The sequence below is a fragment of the Paraflavitalea devenefica genome (assembly GCF_011759375.1).
Lineage (GTDB): Bacteria > Bacteroidota > Bacteroidia > Chitinophagales > Chitinophagaceae > Paraflavitalea > Paraflavitalea devenefica.
On sequence record NZ_JAARML010000002.1, the window covers coordinates 1,781,959 to 1,806,273 of the forward strand.

General features: G+C 47.5%; 21 protein-coding genes. 10 read left to right on the forward strand and 11 right to left on the reverse strand.

Annotation, left to right across the window (positions count from 1 at the left end; genetic code table 11):
- The first annotated feature begins 113 nt into the window (after positions 1–113).
- Entirely contained in the window at positions 114–1,166 is a 1,053-nt protein-coding gene (locus HB364_RS16525) for a PD40 domain-containing protein (RefSeq protein WP_167289320.1), read from the forward strand.
- Positions 1,167–1,225: 59 nt separating this feature from the next.
- Here the strand turns inward: HB364_RS16525 and HB364_RS16530 are convergent, their stop codons facing one another.
- Positions 1,226–3,493 (reverse strand): glycoside hydrolase family 20 protein, encoded by a 2,268-nt coding sequence (locus HB364_RS16530; protein ID WP_167289321.1) that lies wholly within the window; start codon positions 3,491–3,493, stop codon positions 1,226–1,228.
- A gap of 86 nt (positions 3,494–3,579) precedes the next feature.
- Positions 3,580–5,490 carry a CocE/NonD family hydrolase gene (locus HB364_RS16535; protein ID WP_167289322.1) on the reverse strand — a complete coding sequence of 637 codons (1,911 nt, stop codon included), beginning with the start codon at positions 5,488–5,490 and terminating at the stop codon, positions 3,580–3,582.
- 61 nt (positions 5,491–5,551) lie between these two features.
- On the opposite strand from HB364_RS16535, the gene HB364_RS16540 reads away from it, so the two are divergent.
- The 3 genes from HB364_RS16540 to HB364_RS16550 are packed head-to-tail and all read left to right on the forward strand — an operon-like array spanning position 5,552 to position 7,823.
- Positions 5,552–6,016, forward strand: a complete 465-nt coding sequence (locus tag HB364_RS16540) for a nuclear transport factor 2 family protein (protein ID WP_167289323.1) — start codon at positions 5,552–5,554, stop codon at positions 6,014–6,016.
- Between the two features lie 28 nt (positions 6,017–6,044).
- Entirely contained in the window at positions 6,045–7,070 is a 1,026-nt protein-coding gene (locus HB364_RS16545; protein ID WP_167289324.1) for a N(4)-(beta-N-acetylglucosaminyl)-L-asparaginase, read from the forward strand.
- Between the two features lie 9 nt (positions 7,071–7,079).
- Complete coding sequence (locus tag HB364_RS16550; protein WP_167289325.1) at positions 7,080–7,823, forward strand: copper homeostasis protein CutC; 744 nt, start codon at positions 7,080–7,082, stop codon at positions 7,821–7,823.
- A 32-nt stretch (positions 7,824–7,855) separates the two neighbouring features.
- On the opposite strand, the gene HB364_RS16555 is transcribed toward HB364_RS16550, so the two are convergent.
- The 4 genes from HB364_RS16555 to pfkA form a co-directional block, all read right to left on the reverse strand.
- Positions 7,856–8,527: a DUF6624 domain-containing protein gene (locus HB364_RS16555; protein ID WP_167289326.1), complete on the reverse strand. Its 672-nt coding sequence runs from the start codon at positions 8,525–8,527 to the stop codon at positions 7,856–7,858.
- A gap of 68 nt (positions 8,528–8,595) precedes the next feature.
- On the reverse strand, positions 8,596–9,444 hold the full coding sequence (locus HB364_RS16560; protein ID WP_167289327.1) for a helix-turn-helix domain-containing protein: 849 nt from the start codon (positions 9,442–9,444) through the stop codon (positions 8,596–8,598).
- A gap of 130 nt (positions 9,445–9,574) precedes the next feature.
- Positions 9,575–11,068, reverse strand: a complete 1,494-nt coding sequence (pyk, locus tag HB364_RS16565) for a pyruvate kinase (RefSeq protein ID WP_167289328.1) — start codon at positions 11,066–11,068, stop codon at positions 9,575–9,577.
- Positions 11,069–11,127: 59 nt separating this feature from the next.
- Positions 11,128–12,111 carry a 6-phosphofructokinase gene (gene pfkA / locus HB364_RS16570; protein WP_167289329.1) on the reverse strand — a complete coding sequence of 328 codons (984 nt, stop codon included), beginning with the start codon at positions 12,109–12,111 and terminating at the stop codon, positions 11,128–11,130.
- A gap of 174 nt (positions 12,112–12,285) precedes the next feature.
- Between pfkA and HB364_RS16575 the strand changes: the two genes are divergently transcribed.
- The 3 genes from HB364_RS16575 to HB364_RS16585 all read left to right on the forward strand — a co-directional run bounded on the left by HB364_RS16575 (position 12,286) and on the right by HB364_RS16585 (position 16,235).
- Positions 12,286–14,445 carry a prolyl oligopeptidase family serine peptidase gene (locus HB364_RS16575; RefSeq protein WP_167289330.1) on the forward strand — a complete coding sequence of 720 codons (2,160 nt, stop codon included), beginning with the start codon at positions 12,286–12,288 and terminating at the stop codon, positions 14,443–14,445.
- Between the two features lie 108 nt (positions 14,446–14,553).
- On the forward strand, positions 14,554–15,453 hold the full coding sequence (locus HB364_RS16580) for an SDR family oxidoreductase (protein WP_167289331.1): 900 nt from the start codon (positions 14,554–14,556) through the stop codon (positions 15,451–15,453).
- 5 nt (positions 15,454–15,458) lie between these two features.
- Positions 15,459–16,235 carry a M15 family metallopeptidase gene (locus tag HB364_RS16585; protein WP_167289332.1) on the forward strand — a complete coding sequence of 259 codons (777 nt, stop codon included), beginning with the start codon at positions 15,459–15,461 and terminating at the stop codon, positions 16,233–16,235.
- Positions 16,236–16,242: 7 nt separating this feature from the next.
- Here the strand turns inward: HB364_RS16585 and HB364_RS16590 are convergent, their stop codons facing one another.
- From HB364_RS16590 to HB364_RS16610, 5 genes are all read right to left on the reverse strand, one after another.
- Entirely contained in the window at positions 16,243–16,611 is a 369-nt protein-coding gene (locus HB364_RS16590; RefSeq protein ID WP_167289333.1) for a hypothetical protein, read from the reverse strand.
- 46 nt (positions 16,612–16,657) lie between these two features.
- Positions 16,658–17,578 (reverse strand): citrulline utilization hydrolase CtlX, encoded by a 921-nt coding sequence (gene ctlX / locus HB364_RS16595; RefSeq protein WP_167289334.1) that lies wholly within the window; start codon positions 17,576–17,578, stop codon positions 16,658–16,660.
- 111 nt (positions 17,579–17,689) lie between these two features.
- Entirely contained in the window at positions 17,690–19,141 is a 1,452-nt protein-coding gene (locus HB364_RS16600; RefSeq protein WP_167289335.1) for an arginine deiminase family protein, read from the reverse strand.
- A 218-nt stretch (positions 19,142–19,359) separates the two neighbouring features.
- On the reverse strand, positions 19,360–19,779 hold the full coding sequence (locus HB364_RS16605) for an OsmC family protein (RefSeq protein WP_167289336.1): 420 nt from the start codon (positions 19,777–19,779) through the stop codon (positions 19,360–19,362).
- A 142-nt stretch (positions 19,780–19,921) separates the two neighbouring features.
- A complete protein-coding gene (locus tag HB364_RS16610) occupies positions 19,922–22,342 on the reverse strand; it encodes a hypothetical protein (RefSeq protein ID WP_167289337.1) in 2,421 nt (806 codons plus the stop codon).
- 317 nt (positions 22,343–22,659) lie between these two features.
- Here HB364_RS16610 and HB364_RS16615 point away from each other — a divergent pair, with 317 nt between their 5' ends.
- The 3 genes from HB364_RS16615 to HB364_RS16625 all read left to right on the forward strand — a co-directional run bounded on the left by HB364_RS16615 (position 22,660) and on the right by HB364_RS16625 (position 24,270).
- The gene (locus HB364_RS16615; protein ID WP_167289338.1) at positions 22,660–23,061 is read left to right on the forward strand and encodes a helix-turn-helix domain-containing protein; all 402 of its coding nucleotides are present in this window, start codon (positions 22,660–22,662) and stop codon (positions 23,059–23,061) included.
- 273 nt (positions 23,062–23,334) lie between these two features.
- Positions 23,335–23,781 (forward strand): MauE/DoxX family redox-associated membrane protein, encoded by a 447-nt coding sequence (locus HB364_RS16620; RefSeq protein WP_167289339.1) that lies wholly within the window; start codon positions 23,335–23,337, stop codon positions 23,779–23,781.
- A gap of 135 nt (positions 23,782–23,916) precedes the next feature.
- Entirely contained in the window at positions 23,917–24,270 is a 354-nt protein-coding gene (locus HB364_RS16625) for a hypothetical protein (protein ID WP_167289340.1), read from the forward strand.
- The last annotated feature ends 45 nt before the right edge of the window (positions 24,271–24,315 follow it).

A 24,315-nucleotide genomic window follows, 5' to 3' on the forward strand; every position in this document is an offset into this window, starting at 1 on the left:
AAGTGTTATACGTAGTCGTTATCGAGGTACAAATAAGCCCTCTTCTTTTGAAGGGGGCTTTTTCGTGCAACGTTTTGCAAAACAGCAAGGTCAGTACATGCTAAACCCTGTACATGAACAAGCTCGCACTTATTCTGCTGGTTGTTGTGGTGGCTTGCCGCAAAGACCATAACCCGCCTATCCGGTTAGATGCTGCTACTGAAATCGTTTTTGTCTCAAGGCCCACTTCCTCCGGTGACTGGAAATTAGAACTCATGCAGGGTGATGGTGGTAACCGGCGCGCGATTGCGGGTGTTTACAAATCGCCGGGAGAGTTTACCGTTTCTCATGATGGAAAGAAAATAGCCTGGACTGCTCATGAAAATGGTGCTCACCGGTTATATGTAACAGATAAAGCAGGAGGGACGCCGGTTTTGCTGGGCAGTGGCGTCAATTACTGCGGCCAGCCAGACTGGTCACCGGATGATCGTAAGTTGGTATTTATGAAAAGCGACGATCCTGCGGAACTGACTATTTATATGGTGGATAGTGACGGAAAAAATGAAAAACGATTGACTCCAGATAACTGGAGTGCGTGTCCAAGGTGGTTTCCGGATGGTAAAATGATTGCTTATGTATCGATAGTAGGCAATAATAGAGGTATTTATTCCATGCAGGCTGACGGAAGTGACAGGAAGCTGCTATTATCTGGCAATAATTTTTTTAATGCGCTGTTTGTTTCTCCCTCAGGTGATAAGATTGTTGCCACTGAGACTTTGTGGGAAAGGCCCACGAAAATTTTTGTAATGAACGCAGATGGGTCGAATCCAAAGAATCTCGCTGCTGGTGTCGATCATTTTACTGAAAATGATATGGGGGGAGAGTCCAATGGCAGCCCGGCATGGTCGCCTGATGGTAAAAAGATCGCTTATGTATCAAGTGTTACAAACCGGAGTGAAATTTATGTGATCAACAGCGATGGAACGAACGACAGACGTCTCACCAATACCGGTAAATTTAATAGCAGTCCTTCCTGGTCGAAGGATGGGCAGTATATTTTATTTGCTTCCAACAGGAATGGTGATGCTACTTCTGATCTTTATGTCATGAAGGCCAATGGGCAGTCGCAAACAGCCCTTACGAAAGAGGCAGGGTTTAATATATCGCCGGTATTTGTAACGCCTTAATAAAAAGAGGATGTCTTCCGGCGAAGAAGACATCCTCTTTCCTTATTTAACTTCTTTATTTAGTTGACCCCGATCTCGTCTACAAATAACCAGGCTTTGCTGCCGGCGCCAGGATTGCCGGCGGCGATGGTACCATAGTTTTTAGCGAATACTTTTATGTAGCGTGCCGAAGTGGCGGTGAAAGGAAGGGTGATGGTCGCGGCATTGTTCTCTTCTTTTACCGCTTCACTGGTTTTGCCGAGCGGGCGCCAGTTACTGCCATCAGCAGAAGCGAATGCTTCCACGTACTGTGGCGGATACACCCAACTGGGCTGCTGGTCCAGTATGTGCAGGTTGACAGACGATATGGATTGTGCTTTGCCTAAATCAATCACGGCTTCCATATCGGGTCCCTGCCAGCCCAGCCACTCTTCTGAGCCAATACCAACTTTGTCGGCCTTAGCTCCATTGATCAATCCAAAGCTGCCACCATTACCAGCGCGGCTCTCCGCAGGTGGTGTAGTGATGGAGAGTTTTTTGCCGGTAGCTTTGGTAATGGTGAATTTCTGCCATACCCAACTGGTGGGATGTCCGCCTTTAACCAGCGTAGCCCCCATTTCTGTATCCTTTGTAATTAAGAAAGGTTTTGAATAGGGCAATAGTAATGAACTGACTTTAGAAGGCGTGTAACTAACTTTGCCTTCCGTAGAAGTGCTTTGTAATGCCCACTGAACACCCTTGTTGTCTTTTGCCGGTAGTATGCTCGCCTTCAGGTCAAAAAAAGCTTTGCTGTAATTGGCGCCCCACAGATCATATCTTTTGAATTGTGTTTGCAGGCGTTTTTCAAAATCAGTCCAGTTACGCTTTTCCTTCGGACTCCACAATACTTCACTGAGTGCACTGGCGCGGGGGAAGATCATGTATTCCACTTTCTTCGTGTTCTTCATATATTCTGTCCACACATTGCCCTGTGCGCCGAGTACATGCTTCGCTTCTGCTGCAGTTAATTCTTTGGGCACCGGCTCGTAGCTGTAGATCTTTTGTACCGTGGTATAGCCGCCAATGGTAACAGAATCTTCATTTTTTGTTTGTGAATGGTCGAGGTATACATGGCTGCCGGGCGTCATGATCACATCGTGGTTTTGTTTGGCGGCCTCTATGCCTCCCTTTTCACCGCGCCAACTCATCACCACTGCATTGGGCGCCAGGCCACCTTCCAGTATTTCGTCCCAGCCAATGAGTGTTTTGCCTTTGCCATTGATGTATTTCTCCATCCGTTGTATGAAATAGCTTTGCAGTTCATGCTCATCTTTCAGCCCCAGGTCTTTGATACGCTTTTGGCATTTGGGACAATGCTTCCAGCTTTCCTTGGGACATTCATCGCCCCCCACATGTACGTATTGGGCGGGGAATAAGGGTATTACTTCATCCAGTACATCCTGCAGAAAATTGAATACCGTATCATTGCCGGCGCAGAATACGTCGTTGAACACGCCCCAGGTTTCCTGTACCTTATAAGGGCCGCCGGTACATCCAAGGTAAGGGTAGGCTGCCAGTGCTGCAGAAGCATGGCCCGGCATTTCAATTTCCGGTATAATGGTCACATAGCGTTTGGCGGCATAAGCTACAATGTCTTTTACTTCCTCCTGTGTATAGAAACCGCCATAGTGGATGCTGTCATTGCCTTTGCCGGGATAACGGCCGATGATGGTACCGTTGCGGTAACCACCAATTTCTGTAAGCTTGGGATATTTTTTGATCTCAATGCGCCAGCCCTGGTCTTCTGTTAAATGCCAGTGGAAGTAGTTCATTTTGTGCAGGGCAATGTAATCAATGTATTTTTTGATAAAGTCTACCGGGAAAAAATGACGACCTACATCGAGGTGAAGGCCGCGGTATTGAAAACGGGGATAGTCTTTGATGCCGACGAAAGGTATTTTTAAGGACGCGCTTTTTTGTACCGGCAGTAACTGCAATAAAGACTGTACACCATAAAAGGCGCCTGTTTCATTATCGCCGGCGATGTAAACCTGGTCTTTCTTTACCTGCATGATATAGGCGCCGGCTATGGGGTATTCCATTTTCTCGTAGTTGAGGTGAATGGCGCCCGGCGCATTTTTGCTGGTCACTTTCAGGGTAAAACCATAGATCTGCTGCAGGTAATCATTTAAGAAGCCGGCAGCATTTTCCAGTCCGGAACCATCTAACACAATAGGGGTGTTTTTGGTGATCACAAACTGGCCGGCCAGTTTAGGCATTTTTACCTCCGCCGGCCGGGGAATGATGTTTACCTGTGCCAGGGCACAATGAGTAGCAAAAAGCAGTGCAAGAACAAATGATGTACGCATGGAATCCGTTTTTACAAATGGTGTTGTTTCACGGCCCAATGTAACGAAGAATTATGAAATTATTTTATGCAACCGATAGCCTGAAATCATTTTAACACCGGCAAAAGGATGTTGCTGCTGTTGGCGGCATCATGGAAGATGCGGATGGTGGCTTTCTGGAAATCACTATCGTTTGCTTCATAGATATTTACAAACTTTTGCGGGTTGCGGTCTACCAGCGGGAACCAACTGCTTTGGACCTGTATCATAATGCGGTGGCCTTTTTTGAAGGTATGGGCTACATCGGGCAGCTCAAATTTCACCCGTTCTGTTTTATTGGGTTTAAAGGCTTCGGGCACTTCAAAACTGTTGCGGAAACGTCCACGCATTACTTCACCACGTACCAGCATCTGGTAACCACCCATGGGGTAGGGGCCACCGGCGTCACGTCCGGCTGCTGATGGCGTGCCGGGGTAGCTGAAATCATCCGGGAATACATCAATGAGCTTGACTACAAAGTCGGCATCTGTGCCGGTAATACTGGTGAGCAGGTCGGCTACCAGGGTGCCACCAAGCGTCACTTCTTCTGTCAATAGATCTGTCTGGAAAGTGAGTACATCGGTACGGCGGGCAGCAAAGCGCTGGTCATCGGTCATATACTCCCTGGTGCGTGACCAATGCACATCTTCTGTATAGGGTACCGGTTTGGCAGGGTCACTGATGTATTCACTGAAGCTGGTTTTGCCAGTGGGCTTATCCCAGCCCAGTTTACCATTGGGTTGCAGGTACAGGGCTTTGTCTGTTTTACCGGCAGGAGGCCATTGGGGGTATTGTTTCCATTTATTGGCGCCACTGAAGAAGATGGTGGCTTCTGCCAGTTTGGCGATGTCTCCTTTGCCTTTGAGGAAGTAATTGAAGAAAGGCACTTCAATGTTGTTCTGGTACCAGTGGGAGGTATTGGCGCCAAATTGTACATGGCCCAATTTGCTGCCATCGAGAGAGGCCCATTGTCCATGGAACCAGGGGCCCATGACTATTTTATTGAAGGCAGCCGCTGCATTCTTTTTCTCAATGGCTTCATATAAACGCCAGGCGCCAAAGCAATCTTCTGCATCAAATAAGCCACCTACGGTAAGCATGGCCGGCTTGATGTTGTTGACAAAGTTGCGGGGATTGCGCGCTTTCCACCAGTTGTCGAGGTTGGGATGGGCGTAGAGGTCTTTCCAGAATTTCAGGCTATCACCGGTAAGCTGCATAAAGTTCTTTAAAGCGCCGATGCGCAGGTAAGTTTCATAGTTGTCATTTTGGGGGAGTTGTAAGCTGGTTTTTGGCCCTACTGTGGTAGGAGCAGGGCGTGGATAGCCAAAACCACCTGCATAGAAAGAGAAGCCATCAAGGAGGAAGAAAGCGCCGTTGTGGTGAAAGTCGTCGCCCATAAACCAGTCTGTTACCGGGGCCTGGGGACTTACTGCTTTCAGCGCAGGGTGACCACTTAGCGCCGCCATGGTGGAGTAGAAACCGGGATAGGAGATACCCATCACGCCTACATTGCCATTGTTATTGGGCAGGTTTTTGATCAACCAGTCAATAGCATCATAGGTATCGCTGGCTTCATCAATATCCTGGCTGGTCTTTTTATCGGGATTGAAAGGACGTACGTCCACAAATTCGCCTTCACTCATCCAGCGGCCGCGTACATCCTGGTTAACAATGATATAGTTCTCGCGGGTATAATAACGGAAATGGCCTACCCATAAACTGGCGCGGAAGTTCTGTTCTCCATAAGGGAAGCAGGAGTAGGGAGTGCGCGTCATCAGGACCGGATGCTTTTCTGTATTGTCTTTGGGCAGGTAAACGGAAGTGAATAGTTTCACACCGTCGCGCATGGGAATGGAATATTCCTTTTTGATGTAATTGTCCCGTACCCAGGCAGAATCCTGTGCGGTTTGGAAGCTTAGCTGGGCCTGGGTGGTGAAAATAAAAAGGCAATTCGCCAGGAAAAGGAGTAGTTTTCTCATGGTAACCATTAATTTTAAAGTTCTAAAGTAAGGAATGTTGTTCAACCCATAGTTGCCATTTATGCACCCACATCAACAACTGATAGAAAAGTTTTATACTTCTTTTAATAAACTGGATGCTGCCGGCATGATCAGTTGTTATCACGGGGAAGTATGTTTTTATGATCCTGTTTTTGAGAACCTTACCGGTAAAGAAGCGGGAGCGATGTGGACGATGTTATGCAGGAATGCCAGGGATTTTTCCCTTACTTATAGTAAGGTGGAAGCTGGTGATGAATATGGCAGTTGTGAATGGACGGCCCACTATACTTTTTCCGCTACCGGCAGGAAGGTCACCAATCATGTGAAAGCGCATTTTAAATTCCATGAGGGATTGATCATTGAACATATGGATGATTTTGACTTATGGAGGTGGAGCCGGCAGGCTTTGGGGGTTAAGGGGCTGTTGCTGGGGTGGAGTGGTTTTGTGATCAATAAGGTGCGGAAGAGGGCCAGGGCCAGTTTGAAGAAGGCAATGGCTACTTAATATAAAAAGAGAGAAAACTACTATATCTATGTCTACAAGGAGAAAGTTTATACAATCATCTTTAGTGGGGTCGGCTGCTGTACTGGCTGGTAAGTCTTTGTTGGGTACGGATGAAATCCCTTATCCCGTTACCAAAGGTAACCCGGTTGTGATCTCTACCTGGGATTTTGGGAAGGCGGCCAATGCAGAAGCCTGGAAGGTTTTATCGGCCGGCGGCCGCGCGCTGGATGCAGTGGAAGCAGGCGTGCGGGTGCCGGAAGCGGATGAAAGTAACCAGAGTGTCGGTTATGGCGGCCTGCCCGACCGTGACGGACGGGTAACACTGGATGCCTGTATTATGGATGAGCTATATAATTGCGGCTCTGTGATGTGCCTGGAGCATATTGTACATGCCATATCCGTAGCCCGGCTGGTGATGGAAAAAACGCCACACGTAGTACTGGTGGGAGATGGCGCTTTGCAATTTGCCCTGGCCAATGGATTTAAGAAGGAAAACCTGCTGACGCCCTCCTCAGAAAAAGCCTGGAAAGAATGGCTGAAGACCTCGAAGTATGAGCCGGTAATGAATATTGAGAATAAGCTGTATAAGAAAGAAAATGATCCTATGCCCGGCGGCATCAATAACCATGATACGATTGGTATGGTGGCCATGGATACCAACGGACACCTGAGCGGCGCCTGTACTACCAGCGGCATGGCTTATAAGATGCATGGCCGGGTAGGTGATTCTCCTATTATCGGGGCCGGGCTGTATGTAGACAATGAGATCGGCGCTGCTACTTCTACCGGTGTGGGTGAAGAGGTGATCCGTATTGTAGGTTCACACCTGGTAGTAGAACTGATGCGGCAGGGATATAAACCTGAAACTGCGTGTAAGAAAGCGGTGGAACGTATTATCAGCCGCAGTCCGGAGAAAGCCAAAAAGATACAGGTGGGTTTCCTGGCGCTCAATAAGAAAGGAGAGTATGGTGCTTATGCATTGCAACCTGGGTTTACTTATTCGGTGAAGAGCGGGAAGGAAGAGACTATTTATAAGGCGAAGAGTATTTATTAAAATTTATTTATGCCTGAGATCATTCTTGAAGTATGTGCTTTTAATATTCAGTCCTGTATCATTGCGGAGAAGGTAGGGGCGGCGAGGGTAGAATTGTGCGATAACCCGGTGGAAGGTGGCACTACACCTTCGCATGGCGCTATTCAACGTACCCGGGAAAGGATCAATATTGAGCTGTATCCTATTATTCGTCCGCGTACTGGCAATAGCTGGTATGATGAGGATGAGTTTGCCATTATGAAAAAAGATATTCTGCTGTGTAAAGAGTTGGGCTGCGATGGTATTTCTACCGGTGCGCAGTTGCAGAATGGTGAAATAGATACAGAACGGATGAAGCGCATGGTAGAATGGGCTTACCCAATGGGCGTTACCTGTCACCGGGTATTTGACCGCACACCTGATCCTTTCAAGGCTTTGGAAGAAATCATTGGCTGTGGTTGTGAGCGTGTATTGACCAGCGGACAGCGAAGTGCTGCGCCCGATGCCACCGAAATGCTGGCCAGGCTGGTACAGCAGGCCAATGGACGTATCATTATCATGCCGGGCGCCGGTATCCGTGCTTCCAATATTGAAAAGCTCATCAAAGAAACAGGCGCTACAGAATACCATACCTCTGCCAGGATCACCGTCCCCGATCTTGTTACGTATCAAAACCCGGCCATCTTGGACAGCGGGGATGTAGTTATTGCCAATGAAGAAGAGCTGCGTCAACTGCTGGCCAATGCACAAAAGGTAAAGGCGGCCAGTGAATGAGCCGCCTGCTGTACTAGTTATCAGTGGTACTGTTACTGGTTATTGTTGATAGGGTACAGCTTAGGTTTTGTAATGCCCTTCTTCTCGTACATGTCTTTGTTCATTTCAAAATGGAAAGTTCCCGCCACATTCAGGTACTCTTCAATGGGCTCCATTCCCATTTCTTTTCTACGGGCATTAACCGTTAAACTGTCCTGCAAAGGCTTGGGCAGCGCCTGACAACTGTCTACATTGTATGTGACCTGTGTACCATACACCTGCTTGCGGCCGGTATTGATCAGCACTCTGTCTGTCAGGTACGCGTAGTTCCCAGGATGAGCATTGCCTTTTTTTACCTCCGGTTTCATGGCTGTCAGTATCTTTTCCTGAAAAGCCACCCATTTGTCACAATGCTGCACCATGAGCCAGAAGCTGTGTTCCCCTTCTTTTCCTACGAGGTTATAACCAGGATAACCATAGCGGCTGAATATGTTTTCCAGTATTTGTTGGTGGGTGCCTACTACGCTGTCTCTAAATTGTTGCCATGCTTCGGGTGTCATTTCTTTGTATTTGCCAACAGGTGGCTTCATCGCGATCTGGTCAACCTCTTTCATTTTGTTGAGAGAATCGGCTAAAAGCTGGTTAAAAGAAGGACTCGTTTGCGCCATCACCGGCTTGCCATGAACCCATAATAACAATGCCACGATCATGCTGTAATACTTCATGTTATGCTGATTTGGTATACGAAGTAAAAGCAGGAGGGGGCGTTAAAATTGTACTTTTCGGACAAACACTATTCTTTAACAAATCGGAAGATGAGGTTGTCATCGGCTAATTTTTCCACTGAATTAAAGAACGCAGTGGGATTGGAGCCGGTGAGCTTGTTGTATACTTTGATGAAGTAGGCCTGGTCATAGAAATTACTGGCATAACCTATTTCTGTGAGCTTTTTAAACTGTGCATTGAAGAGTTTGTTTTTAAGGGAATGCCTGAAACGGGCAATTTTCTTCCAGGCCACCGGCGAAATACTTAGGTGTTTTTGGAATAACCGGTTGAGCGAACGGGTAGAGAGGTTTAGCCTGTTGGCGATCTCTTCAATAGACAGGTCCTCTGTAAAATCCATTAACCAGTTAACGGCCTGTTCTGTCAATGTATGTTCGGGCGTGGATGTATAAATGGCTGCCAGGAAATCTTCCAGCAGGGATACTCTTTCCTGGTTATCGTCTGTGGCAAAAAAGCTGTTGAGCAGACGATGGTAAGCGGGTAGTTGTGTCCAACCGGTGAATGCCTGAGAATCGGCCGGCGCTATTTCACAAAAAGGCTGGGTAAGAAAGTAGCTAATGCCGGCTGGTTTAAAGCAAATAGTGATCTTGTCAATGGGGCCTTGTAATTTGACCAGTAAGGGCGTCTGGAAGCTTCTTTGTATTAAAGCCGCCGGTGTTCCGTGCTTAACGGCCTGTACCCTGGTGTGCTGTTCATTGATCTCATATAGGGCCGACCTGTGCAGACTGACCGGAACCGCAATGTTGGGAAAAGCATAATAGGTGGTTTGAAAATCCGGCGACCCGGCTCTCAGGAAATAGTAATACTCAATGTGCTGTTGAAGCGTTGGATGTTGCGGATAAAAAGTAGCGATGTCCATAGCGTACTGTTCCCAAATGTACAGTACCAAACGTTAATAAACCGATAACGTATTGCGGTTGGGCATAAAAAAAGATGTCCGCTTCTGGCGGACATCCTATAGTGTTTAATACTCAATGTTCAGGGAAGAATTACTCCACCTTGGTGATCTTTAAGGTATTGGTGGGCAGGTGCAGGTGTACTGGTACGCTGCCTGTGTTTACCACCACACTACCTGGTTTGATGAAGCCCCGCTCTTTGAGGATGTTGATCTGGTCAAAGATGATATCATCCAGGCTTTCTTCTTCATCATAGAAGAAGGCGCGTACGCCCCAGCTTAAGCTGAGCTGGTTTACCAATGTCTTTTCCTTGGTAAATACGTACAGTAATGATTTGGGGCGGTAGCTGCTGAGCGTGAAAGCTGTGTAACCGCTTTGCGTCATACCGATCAATGCATCGGCAGAAGTATCATTGGCCAGCTTACAGGCATTGTAACAAACAGCATCGCTGAGGAAAGAAGGGGAGTGCGGTTGCGGCTTCAGGTCTTCTTCCCGGTTATAACGGTATTCCGTTTTTTCCACTTCGAGGATGATCTTGCGCATGGTTTCCACTACGAGGGCGGGGTGTTTGCCGGTAGCGGTTTCACCACTCAACATCACGGCGTCAGCGCCTTCCAGTACGGCATTGGCCACATCGGTGATCTCACTGCGGTTGGGCTTTACGCGGTCTATCATACTTTCCATCATCTGGGTGGCCACGATCACCGGCTTGGCGCGGTGAATACATTTGCGGATGATGTCGCGCTGTGCCATTGGTACTTTTTCTACCGGCAGCTCTACGCCGAGGTCGCCACGCGCTACCATCACACCATCTGATTCCAGGATGATGTTGCGCAAGTCTACCAGGGCAGAAGGCATTTCTATTTTGGCAATTACCTTGCTCTTGCTTTTCTTTTCGGCCAGTCTTCTCTTCAGGTCTACGATGTCTTCTGCTTTGCGTACAAAGGAGAGGGCCACCCATTCTACTTCCTGGCCGATGATGAATTCCAGGTCGGCAATGTCTTTCTCGGTCATGGCCGGCAGGGATATGTTGGTATCGGGCAGGTTCACACCTTTCTTGGGGAGCAGGGTGCCGCCATAGGTCACTCTTACTTTTACATCACCGGCTTTGGTGATCTCTGTGACTACTACTTCCAGCTTGCCGTCATCAATCAATATTTTGTTGCCCACTTCCACATCTTCGTGCAGGTTGGGGTAAGAAACGTAGATCCTTTCTTTGTTGCCTACTACTTTTTCTTTGGAGGTAAAGGTGAGGATGTCTCCGGGTTCGATGGGCAGGGCGCCATTTTCAATGTCGCCTACGCGTAATTTGGGGCCTTGCAGGTCGGCCAGGATGGCAATGTTGTAAGGCTCTTTGGTGTTCATTTCCTTGATATAGGAAATGATCTGTGCTTTATTTTCATGCGTGCCATGGGAGAAGTTGAGACGGAAGATGTTCACCCCGGCTTTTACCAGTTCCAGTAATTTATCATAAGTATCACAGGCGGGTCCTACGGTCGCTACAATTTTGGTGCGGTGCGTGATGTGCTGAATGCCCGCTTCCTTATCCATTTCATTATGCAAATACTTCGACAGATCTCTTGCCATGTTTGTTGGGATTACGTGATTTACAAATTCATATTTTCAAAAGCAATAGCATTGACTCTTTAACTGGCTAAGATCTTTACGATCTTCATCCATTCGTCACTGATCTTTTGTTTGGACTTGACTGCTTTTTCCAGCAGGGTGTACTGCATACGGTTGTTGAGGATACCCACCATTACGTTGTGGCGGCCTTCCAGCAGGCATTCCACGGCAGAGTATCCCATGCGGCTGGCAATGAGCCTGTCCAGGCAGGTAGGGGCGCCACCGCGCTGGATATGCCCCAAAATGCACAAACGGGTATCGATGTTGGGCAGGCGTTCTTTGATGAGGGCTGATACATGCTCGCCACCGCCAAATTCGTCTCCTTCCGCTACTACTACCATGTTTACCAGTTTCTTGCGACGCTCTTTTTCCTGAAGGGAATGGATAAGCTCTTCCATATCTGTTTTGCGCTCCGGTATCAGGATGTGCTCGGCCCCGGTAGCAATACCACTGTGCAGGGCTATGTAACCGGCGTCGCGGCCCATCACCTCAATGATGAAGAGGCGGTCGTGGGCATCGGCTGTATCACGGATCTTGTCAATGGATTCCACGGCTGTATTAACGGCCGTATCAAAACCAATGGTGAAATCGGTGCCGGCAATATCTTTATCAATGGTACCGGGAATGCCGATACAGGGAATGTCGAATTCACGGCTGAACACATCCGCGCCACGGAAGGAGCCGTCGCCGCCAATGATCACCAGGCCATCGATGCCCAGGGCTTTCAGGTTGTTATAGGCTTTCTGACGGCCTTCTTTTTGAAGAAATTCTTTGCAGCGGGCTGTTTTGAGAATGGTGCCCCCACGTTGAATGATGTTGGCCACACTACGGGAATGCATAGGAATGATGTCATTTTCCACCATGCCGGTATAACCACGCATAATACCAAATACTTCCAGTCCATAATAAATACCCGTTCTTACAACGGCACGCACTGCGGCATTCATTCCCGGAGCATCGCCTCCAGAGGTCAGAACACCGATTTTAGTCACCTTTTTTGCCATGAATTAGTTCTGTTAGTTATTTTTTAAGAAAATCTCCAAAATAATGCAAGAATTATTGATTATCAGCCTCTCTTTTTTAAAATGCGGCCCAAAAATAAGGTTTTAGTTTGATACACGAGCGGCAGGGCGCGATGACCGAAAATCAGTAATCTTGTCGGTTCAAACCCACCTGTTATGATTAAATACTATATTATAGTTGCGATGACTTTTTCAGTGGGTGCTGCGACTTATGCGCAGCATTCGTACCCCATTACCCAAAAAGTGATGCATACAGATGATTATCAGGGTACAAAAGTAGAGGATCCTTACCGCTGGCTGGAAGATGATAACAGCGCCGGGACCAAGGCCTGGGTAGAAGCGCAGAATAAGGTGACTTTTGATTACCTGAATAAGATCCCTTACCGCGGACAAATGAAAAAACGGATTGAAGAGGTGGCCAATTATCCCAAATACACCGCACCGAACCGTAAAGGCGACTATTATTATTTTTATAAGAATAATGGTTTACAGAACCAATCCCTGTTGTATCGCCAGAAGGGGCTGGATGGCGCGCCCGAACTGGTGATGGACCCCAACAAGCTGTCGCCGGATGGCACCACCCAGCTTACCAATTTCACGCTTTCCAAAGATGGGCGGTATGCTATATGGGGTATTTCGAGGGGTGGCTCTGACTGGCGCACGTATTATGTACGGGACATGCAGACCGGCAAGGACCTGGCAGATTCTATCCTGTGGGTAAAGGTGTCCGGCGCTTCCTGGCAGGGCAATGGCTTCTATTACAGCCGTTATCCCGCCCCTGAAAAAGGGAAAGAGCTTTCTTCGAAAAATGAAAACCACCAGGTATGGTACCATACGGTGGGCACTTCCCAGGACCAGGACGAACTGGTGTATGAAGACAAAGGCAATCCCCAGCGTTTTCATACCCTGTCGGTGAGTGAAGATGAGCGCTTTGCTTATCTTACGATCAGTGACCGTGGCAAGGGTTTCCAGGGTAATGCCCTGTATTACCGCGACAGTAAAGGCGGCAATAATACCTTTAAACCCATCGTAGCGGCTGTAGGCAAGTTCCGCTATAGCGTGGTGGATAATACAGGCGATAAGATGCTGTTGTTCACCAATGACGGTGCTGAGAATAATAAGATCGTTTTATTTGACCCTGCCAACCCGGCGCGTGAAAACTGGGCGACGATTGTGCCGGAAAAACCAGAACCCATACAAGGGACGGGTACGGCTGCCGACCGCCTGTATGTAAGTTACCTGAAGGATGTTACTACACGGACCTATGAGTATGATTTTACCGGTAAGTTGCTGAAGGAGATCAAACTGCCGGGCCTGGGCACTGCCAACGGATTTGGCGGTAATCATGATGACCAATTCTTCTTTTATACGTTCAGCTCTTTTACTTTCCCGCCTACGATCTACAAGTATGATATTGCTACTGGCGTGAGCACGGTATTCCGTCAGCCGGAGGTTTCTTTTAATCCCAACGATTATGAAACGAAACAGGTGTTTTATCCCAGCAAGGATGGCACCAGGATACCTATGTTCATTGTGCATAAGAAAGGATTGAAGCTGGATGGCACGAATCCCACGATGCTGTATGCGTATGGTGGTTTTAATATCAGTTCCCTGCCCGGCTTCAGCTCCAGCCTGATACCCTGGCTGGAGCAGGGTGGTGTGTATGCACTGGCCAACCTGCGAGGCGGTGCTGAATACGGGGAAGCCTGGCACCAGGCCGGTATGCGTTTTAAGAAGCAGAATGTATTTGATGATTTTATTGCAGCCGGTGAATACCTGATTGCCCATAAGTATACCTCCAATAAACGCCTCGCTATCCGTGGTGGTTCCAATGGCGGGCTGCTGGTAGGCGCTGTGATGAACCAGCGCCCTGACCTGTTTAAGGTGGCTATTCCCCAGGTAGGGGTGATGGACATGCTGCGCTTCCATAAGTTTACGATTGGCTGGAACTGGATTGCTGAGTATGGCAGCAGTGACAGCGCTGCCGATTTTAAGAACCTGTATGCTTATTCTCCGTTGCATAACCTGAAAGCAGGCGTTCATTATCCGGCCACCCTGATCACTACGGCCGATCATGATGACCGCGTGGTGCCTGCCCATTCCTTTAAGTATGCGGCTACCCTGCAGGAAAAACACAAAGGGGCCAACCCGGTGATGATCCGCATTGAAACGAATTCGGGTCATGGCGCCAGCAATACGGCCAAGAATATTGAAAGTACTGCGGATATTTATTGTTTTATGTTCCAGAATATGGGATATGTGCCTAAGTTTAAGAATAATTATACGGGAGATAACGATAAGAAGAAAGGATTTTAATAAAGGGCTAGTGGTAAGTGGCGAGTGGCCAGTGGAAAACAAACGTGGCGAATCAAAAGCCCACTCGCCACTTGCCATTCACCACTTGCCTTTCTCTATATTTGCTTCATGAAGATATTAATCACTGGTGCGAATGGTCTGTTAGGACAACACTTAACGCGTTTATTACTACAGCAGGGATACACGGTGATCGCTACCGGCAAGGGAGATGCCCGCATCCGGATGGATGAATGGGGAGATCGTTATATATACCATCCGCTTGATATTACAGATGCAGTGGATGTACAGCGGGTGATGAGCGCTGTACAGCCGGCCGTCGTGGTGCATGCTGCTGCGATGACACAGGTAGACGAATGCGAACTCCATTCCGAGCAATGTGAACGTACGAATGTGATCGGCACTTCCCAGGTGCTGGTAGATGCAGAAGTGTATAGCCAACATTTTATTTATGTATCCACTGACTTTGTGTTTGATGGCGAGCAGGGGAATTACAGGGAAGAAGATGAGCTGAAGCCGGTAAGTTATTATGGATTTACCAAGATGCAGGCGGAGGCGATCACCGAAACCAGTACGATCCCCTGGGCTATTGTGCGCACCTGCCTGGTGTATGGCAATACCCTGCAGGGCACCCGCAACAATATTATCACCTGGGTAAAGGGCAGCCTGGAGCAAGGTAAAGCGATCAAGGTAGTGGCCGATCAATGGCGCACGCCTACGTATGTGGAAGACCTGGCAAAAGGCATTGCGCTGATCATTGAAAAAAAGGCTACCGGCATTTATCATATTTCCGGGAAAGACCTGTTGACGCCTTATGATATAGCTATCCAAACGGCCGACCTGTTTGGCCTGGATAAAAGCAGGATAGAAAAAGTGGATGCTGCTACTTTCACACAGCCTGGCAGGCGTCCGCCCAAAACAGGTTTTGTGATTGAAAAGGCCAGGAAAGAACTGGGGTATGAGCCGCTTTCTTTTGCGGAGGGGTTGAGGAAGATGTTTGAAAAGGCATGAACAATATGAAAGTCTGTAGCTATATATTTTTTCTTATACTGATAGGCTCTGCTGTTATGGGGCAGGATACGGCGCAGGTGCAGGCGTATGCGCGGAGGCTGGTGAAGGCGTATCCTGATTGTATTGCAGGTATTAAAGATAATTATGTAGTTTTTAAGAACGGGACAAGGTTATTGTTTGATGACGGGGAAAGTAAAACCCTCACAGAATTATATGCACATCCCGATATAGAAGACCAACTGAAGGCGCTGTACGTAAAAGGCAAAACAGCTAATCCCGCAGAACTGGATGATCCCGGCAGGGTCAGGAATGATTCATTTTTTAAGACGATGTATGGGGCGACGCCTGCTGCTGTGCAGCAAAACCTGACTACGATTACCTGGTTGCCCAAAACAGCGAGGCAGTCATTGAAGGTATCGCGGATCAATGGGGTGGATAAGCGGCTGCAGGCTATTTCTGATGAGCTGGAGCAACTGCCTGCCCATTTGCTGCCGTATGTGCAACAGGTTGCCGGTACTTTTACCTGGCGGGTGATCAAAGGCACCAACCGGTTAAGCACCCATAGCTTTGGGATTACGATGGATATTAATACCAGCTATTCCAATTACTGGCAGTGGGATAATAAGACTACGGATGAACAGAAAAAGATACCTCATTATATTAACAGGATACCCTTTGAAATAGTAGCCATTTTTGAAAAGCATGGCTTTATCTGGGGCGGTAAATGGTATCATTACGATACGATGCATTTTGAATACCGTCCTGAGTTGCTGGTGGATTAGACTGTACCTATGGGGCTTCCGTGGGGTTCGTTACCGCCAGTTCATGGGCATGATTGATGGAAGAGAACAGGAGTGGCTGGCCATTATCTTTATAGTTAGAGAACGTTATTTTCTTGCCCGGTACAGCCAGGGCTGCTGGCAGATTATTGATGTACACTGCATTGGTACAATTATAAATAGGCTTTGGATCACTTGCCCCAAGCGTGCAAAGGAATTTATGGATGGCGGGGTCTGGATTTTCAACAATGGCGGCATAGAGATTGGCGCCAAAACCAGATTTTTCAGCAATGGTAACTATTACCGCAGGACGGGCGTCTTTCTTGCATGACAGGGAGGAAAAGACACAAAATAAAATCAATATGATAAGGTATTTCATGTTGGGGGTTTTGTACATGACAAGATGACTGTTCCTTTCGTTGCAGCTACTCCGCAATCCGCCTTTCCAAAAATACCTCTGCCATCATACAGCGGGCGCTGCCGCCGCCATTGGTCTCTATCGTGTACAGGGGGGCGTGGATGATCCTGTTGTAGCTGCGCAGCCTGTTTACCTGTTCCGGGGTGAGCGACTCATAGGCCTGGGTACTCATTACCAGTAAAGTTTCACCCTGTATGCTGGCCACCTGCAGCATGTTGCCGGCAAAGCGGTTCATCTGCTCCATGGTGATGTCTATCAGCTCTTTACCCGACTGATCGATTGTATTGTGTACCCCTTCACGTGCTGCTGCATCCGGTAAGGAGTCCATACAAATTACAATGTAACGATCAGCCACACACATGATGACGTTGGTATGGTATACCGGCCGGCCGGCGCCATCCACGGCATCAAATACAACCGGCTGATAGTCCAGCGCCCGGCACCATTCTTCCAATACGGTCTTATCAGTACGCGGGCTGAGGCAGGCATAAGCGATCTTCAGGTCCCTGTCCAATACCATGCTGCCGGTGCCTTCGAGGAAGCGCTGCTCATTTTCATGTTGGGTGAGGTCGTATGTGCGTTCAATGATGAAACGTTCCCGCAGCTTTTCCAATACATGCGGCTTGCGTTCCTGCCGCCGGTTGTGGGCAAACATGGGGTAGAGGCAAACGGTTCCATCAGCATGAAAGGAGACCCAGTTGTTGGGAAAGATGGAGTCGGGCGTATGTGGCTCGGGGGTATCATCTATTACAATGACATCCACCCCGTTGTTGTGCAGCATTTGCACGAAGCCATCAAACTCCTGTTGAGCCTTTTGTTGCGCCTGGGTATCCTGCCCGGCTACCTGGAAGGCGTTGTTGACCGCGGTCTCGGCGTTGTAGCCAAAGTTGACCGGGCGTATCATGAGTATATGAGGTGTAATAGACATGAATTATTTCGGCTTTAGTATTTCGGATTCTTTTATTCTAAAAGGCTTTTCAATAGCTTCCTGGCTGTGCTAAGGATTCTGAATGCTGAATGCTGGCTTCTGTATTCTTCTCTACATCTCTTCTCTTACAAGCGGCATGCTCATACAATGGAAGCCACCCCGGGCGCGGGACAGTTCTGCTGATGGCATGAGGATCACTGTATTTTTGAGATCGCCGGGGGCAACAGTGCCCTGCTCAAATTGTTCCAGCAATTCCTTCACGGGTACAATGGTAAATCCTGCTTCGCGGAAAGCCTCCACGGTTTTATCATTGCGGTCATAGCCCAGTACCACCCCTTCTTTCAGGGCCAGCAGGTTGCAGCTATCCGTCCACTGTTCCCTGGTATCGTAGGGGAATTTATTGTTGCCGGAATAAATGAATCTTATTTTGCCTTCACAACCCAGGTCATTTCGGCTGATGTCTGTGAGCAGTTCTTCGAGGTTGTCAAAGTATGCTGGCTCCTCGATCGTTTTTTTACGGAACTGGATGATCTTGATTTTCTCGTCCTTTTTCAATCCACCTTCCAGTATGCGTTCTACGGCATCATCGTCCTCGTGTTTCATTACTTTTTTGGAGAAGGCGCCCAGCATCACCCATACATCGCGCCGTACCTGCGTAAAGATGGTATCAATATGCATGTAGTCGCGTTTTTTGGGGATCTTGATCATGGTGATCTTCTTCACAATGTTCTTATCAAACAACAGGTTGATGACCTGGTGGGCCGCTTCCATGCTGGTGCGTTCACTGACACCGATGAGCAGGTGATCTTTACTCACCACCATTACATCACCGCCTTCCAGCGTGACCTTTTTTTCATCGCCATCCCTGGGCAAAAGGAAATGGTGAAAGGTATCTGGTATTTCGAGGATGTTATCGCGGTAACGTTCAAACAGCGGATGGTTGAAGAAGATATATTTGGCCAGCAGGGCCTCGCGGGTACGTGCTTTCTTGGCAGGCTTATTCAGTAGTACATAATCGTTGATCACAATACCAATATCACGGGTAAAGATAAAATTAGGAATAGGAGGGAACAGCAGGTCATCCCCGGCCAGCGTGCCGCTGATGATGACTTTTGATAGCTGTGCGGGTGGCAGTTCCAGCAACTGTGTTTGTGTGGTATAGGAGCATCCTTCCACGGCGCATACAGAGGCTACGAGTTTGAGGCGGATCTCATGATCTTCCAATACTTCGGCCAGCAGCCATTCCAGTTCAATTACTTTCTCGCTGCGGAAAAAGCCGGGTTTCTCCGGTTTGTAAAAATTACGTTTACTGTCGGGCGCATCTATCTCCTGCAACCTGCCTTTGATCTTGTCAGGGTCCAGGAAGTAGAGCAGTATCTTGGTGTAATAATCATATTCCTTGCGGCGGATGGTATCAAGGTGTACAATGTCTTCAAATAACCAGTCCTGCGCTTTGGAGGGAACTACGCGGCCCAGGCCGCTGTCGGGACTATGTACCAGCAATCGTTTTAATGTACCTACTTCGGAAGCAACGTGTAAAATGGTCTTATCTTTTTTAGTCATATAAGCAAAGGTTGATCTGTTCGTTCAGAGATATGGATACGGTAGGAGCGGTAGTGAATGTATGTGGCAAAGAGAGCTAACCCGGGATATCGGGCAGCAGTAGCTGTGCAAAAGGAAGTGTAAAGGTTCCTGATGGTTTCATACGGAAGGTAAAGATACAAATAAAAAGGACCATTGCTACATGCAATGGTCCCTGCAAAGGGGGTAAAACCCTGAGATTATTGATAAGTTACACTTAAAGTAATAGGAACGCTCAATGCTTTGGAGATAATACAGTTGGCTTTGGCGCCTTCTGCTATTTCCTGGAACTTTTCGGGTGATACGCCTTCGATAGCGGAGGCAGTTAATTCGAGGTGGATACCATTGATCTTAAGACCTACCATGTCCAGATCGAGGATGGCCTGGGTTTCCAGGTCGCCGGGCTTAAAACCAGCCTGTGAAAGGACCGCGCTTACTGCCATGGTAAAACAGCCTGCATGAGCAGTAGCCAGCAGTTCTTCAGGGTTAGTGCCAACACCTTCTTCAAAGCGTGTTTTGAAAGAATATTGCGTTTTATTCAAGGTGGTACTTTGTGAAGAAAGAACACCTTTGCCTTCTTTTAAATTACCGTTCCAATGGGCGGTTCCTGTACGTTTCATAATTTAAATGGTATTTGAAAATTAAATGAATAATGCGTGTATGAAATATTCATGCCAGCCTTTGTGGCTGTGCCTGGCTTAAGAATAACATAAAGCTACGGGATTTAGTTGAAGGTGGAAGTCAGAATTGAGAGCCGGCATATTATTCAGTCACCTTAAAGAACGTCTTCCCGCTGATCACGCCCTCCTGGCTATAGCCCTGCAACAGGCAGGCAAACCGTCCATTGAGGTCATTGGTGGAGAACTGTATGATGGCTTCTCCCTGCTCATCGGTCAGCACCCTATAGGTCCAGAATACAGTAGACATCATTTCAGGGGCAGCGGGGTTAAACTTATCATAGTCTGCCACGTAAAATTCTTTGGGATAACCGACGCCATTTACCTGCTGCATAAAACCTGGCGGTTCCTCTGCTCCCTCACAGCCCTGATAGATTACTTTCTGGCCATGGTAAGTGTATTGTCCGCCGGTAACAGGTATTGAGCCCGTAGGGTGATTGGGGCAGTTGAGGATGTTGTACATGCATACCCAGTCATTGCAGTGGAGGCTTTTGTAAGTGCCGCTGGTATAGTCATCCTTTTTTTTAGCTGTTACCACTACCGCCTGCAGGGCTTTTTTCAAATGGTCCTGTTCCTGTACCGACAGTTCGGCTTTGAGGTAACCTGCTTCCGGATAAGATACTGTTGACAGCGCCGTATCCATGGTGGCGCAGTTGTTTTGCAGGATGACGTTGTAGTCTTTAAAGTTTTTGGTATCACTGACCAGGATGATGGCTTTTTTGCCTGCTTCGGTGCGCAACGCCTGGGAGGGTAATTCGAAATAGCCTGTTGAGTCTGTTTCAAAGGTGTACATACGCTGCCCGCTGAGGATCATCATTTGCACCGGCTTTTTCACGGGCCGGTCCCGGTAGCGTACGTAACCCATATCACAATGTTTTTCCTGCCGGGGTATGTATGCCCCGGCAGTATTGATGACTTCCCATTTATACCTTGTCCAGAACCGGGTGAGTAATACACGTTCAATATTTTCCCGGCTGCTGAGGTAACTGCCGGCCGGTATGGTAGCCGGTGCGGGAAGGAAACGGTCGAAATAATAAAAGCGTACAATGTCGGCCATCCTGGTAGTATCTATGCGGGAAGCCAATATGCAGGCGAGTGAAAATATGGATTTCACCGGCTGCCCTTTGCTGTTGGTTACTTTCACTTTCAGTTGCAGTTTGGCCCGGTGATGGTAAACAGATGAATCGGTGATGAGTTGTACCTGTAAGGGCGCTGTTTTCCGGATGTATACGGCCCTTTCGGCCTGTGGTACGCCGGCTGCATTGAATAAGGTAAGGGTGATCACGCCTTCCGGCATATCGGCGGTGGACAAGTGCAGGGACGACCGGTTGTCATTGACAAGGAGTGTGCCTTCAAAGAAGGTAGTGCGGTAGTTATGCGCTATCAAATGGCAGGTACCTTTGGCCGGCGCACCGATCTCTATTAAAAAGCTACTGTCTTCTATTACTGCGTCGGGTACGTGCAAGCTATAACCAGCAGGCGCTACCGGTGGAAACTGATATACCAGTTGCAGGGCGGTATCTGCTATTTGCAGGGTATAAGTGGCCTGCTGCTGTGGCTGCCAATGAATAATACCTGAACCGAACTGATCGGTTTCAAAAAGTGCCACGGGCGCCCCGTTTTTCAGCAACTTCCCTTTGGTGGCAATGGGCACACTTTCTCCGTTCTTTATTTCTATGGCCATGGTGGAGGGGTGGTCATGCACCAGGTTGCCTCCTTCGGGATACAGCCGGATGGCGGCCACCTGCCGGAATAAAGGCACGGTGGTTTTGATCAACTGTTTTTCCTTCTGCCGGGTGATGGTGGCCTGTAGCTGTATTTTTTTACCCCAGGCCTGCTGACGCAGCATACCGAAGTTGACTTCTCCGAAAGGATTGACCGTTTTCTTACCGGTCTGTACTACTTTTCCGTCTGCCAGCAAGGTATAGGAGAGGTTGCCGCCGCTGGCCAGTCCGCCATAACCGGTGAGCACTTTATAACCAAAGTGTACAGAATCGCCGGGAGCAGTGGGGGAGGCTGGTGGCAGTAACGATAATTTGAAGGTAGTGGCTTCTGATGCTTTTATGCTGATGGACTGCTGGAAGATGGATTGCTGTGGATGGTTGAGGAGGCTGTTGGTATAGGCCAGGAGCCGGTATTCGCCGGTGGGCAGGCTATCGGGCAGGAAAATACAGCCACCTGCGGTGCCGGTATCAATGACAAAGCGTTCGGAGAGTACGATCTTTTTGCTGGCCTCTTCTATCAGTAGGGTGTAGAGGGTATGCTGGGATGGGATGGGGCCGGGGCTGAGGATATAGGCTGAAAACCAGATGTTCTCCTGGTGTACATATATCGTTTTGTCTATATGCAGGAAGAGATCGGGCTGTTGGCGGCCGGCCGTGTATTGATTAAAGCTGGAGTCCAGAGCGTCGAGGATGGCCAGTTCCTGTTGCCGCTGCGCGGAGGCAGTACCGGCTACAAACGATAAAAGGATAAACGCAGACAAGCGTGCGAAAAGTCGTGGCATAAAGGGGCATGAAAATACGAAAATGTATTTTCCCTGGATCAGGGAGGCTTTCTTAGGGGTTTATACTTACAAAAATAAAAATGCGAATGGGTGTGATCTTTCTGTTCGCATTATTTTGTAGTTTAGATAAGTAGAAAAAGGCGATTTTCTACCTTCTCGCACAAACATTCGAAACTTCATTCCCGAGCTATTCTTCCCCCATATTCCTGGAGGATATGACAACCACTATTGTACTGGTAAGGCAAACCATTACCTGGCCTGTTAACGCTATTTACTTTCCCCAAGGGGGAATGGGATCCTATTAAATTAAACCTCTTATGAAAGAAGCAATCACCTTGTCCGAAGAAGATTTCGCCAAGATCCGCAATGCTGCAAGTATCATTGAAAGCAATCTAAAGTATCACTACCGTATTGAAGACCTTGCCGAAAAGGTCTGGATCAACAAAAACAAGCTCAAAACAGGTTTTAAGCAGGAGTTTGGGACAGGCCCTTATGGCTATCTCATGAATAAACGAATGGAGAGATCGAAGGAACTGCTGTTGGATAGTAAAAATGAATCACTCACCAGTATTGCACTGGCTATGGGATTTACCGGCCATTATGCAGAGACGAATTTTATCAAGTTTTTTAAGAAGTCTACCGGTCATGCGCCGATAGAATGGAAAAGGTTGCAATTGAAATTGCAAAATGAGCATAATAAAAAGCGGGTTTCTGCATAACGTTATTTCAGTTGTGCTTAACAGTGATTGAAGTGTAAAATGAGAAAGTGCTGATTGGACTATGGATTGGGCTGATTGGACTGTTTTTACAAATTAACTTAGCTATGCAAACAACAAAACTTTAAAACAGTGTTTCTCTTTTCAATCCCTGTTTGCAACCATTAAACCGTGAATTTATTTTTCCTTCGGAGTGCTGAAAGCTGACATAAGCATATGATCATGCTGGTGCAGCTATTCTTAAACAAAGAGAAAATAAATTTATAAACCTTTGTTATGAAAAAAACTGCTTTCGTTGATGTAATAGCAGCCGGCTTTATTTTCCTGTTTGCCTATACTGCCATAAATAAGTTCCTGGATATCATCTCTCTTCGAATAGTATTGAAAGATTACCCGCTGATTGGAAATTTCTACCAATGGTTTGCATGGGGGCTACCCATTCTTGAATTTTGTATCGTTGGCCTGCTATTGATTCGAAGGACGAAAATAATTGGACTTTATGCTTCATTAATTTTGATGTCGTTATTTACTTTGTACGTGACTTATTTATTCATATTCGCTCCGAATATGCCTTGTACATGCGGAGGGATGCTGCAGAAACTTTCCTGGCCTGGGCATTTGGCATTTAATCTATTATCTATTCTTTTGGCGGCAGTGGCCATCATACTGCATAAAAGATCAAAGACAATTAATAATAAAATAACTACCCCGGTCCTCCATTAACTATTTGCTACGTAGCATTTGTGATTAGCTATCACATGAACGTGCGATCAGCCGCGTTAGGGTTGCTTGCTGGTCAAAGGTTACAAGCCGAAATCCTTTTAAAAAAAGTAGGCGTTAATCATTAAATTTTTATTTATGAAAAAGTATCTGTTAGGCGTATTTGCACTTGTTCTCGCCATTGGGTTCAGCTCATTCGGTACAATGGAAAAATTAAGCTTCCGTTACCTGATCTTCACACCCGCAACTGGATCTTCCAACGAAATTCTGCAGTCAAACTATACTGACAATGGTACCTCTGAGCCTTCAGTTGAGTGTGAAGGTGCTGCCAAAGTTTGCTGGATTCGTGTTCAGGATTCAGATGAAAATGGAAGTATCAGTTCTACTGAGTTTGCTAATCAAGTTGTTGTTTTGGATACCGACAGTCCCAAGAATAACCTGATAGCCGACGACCAAACACCGGATGACGTTACCTATACAGAAAAACCATAACGGTTAAAATAACAGAGAGGCTGCCATTTACTTTTTAAGGCAGCC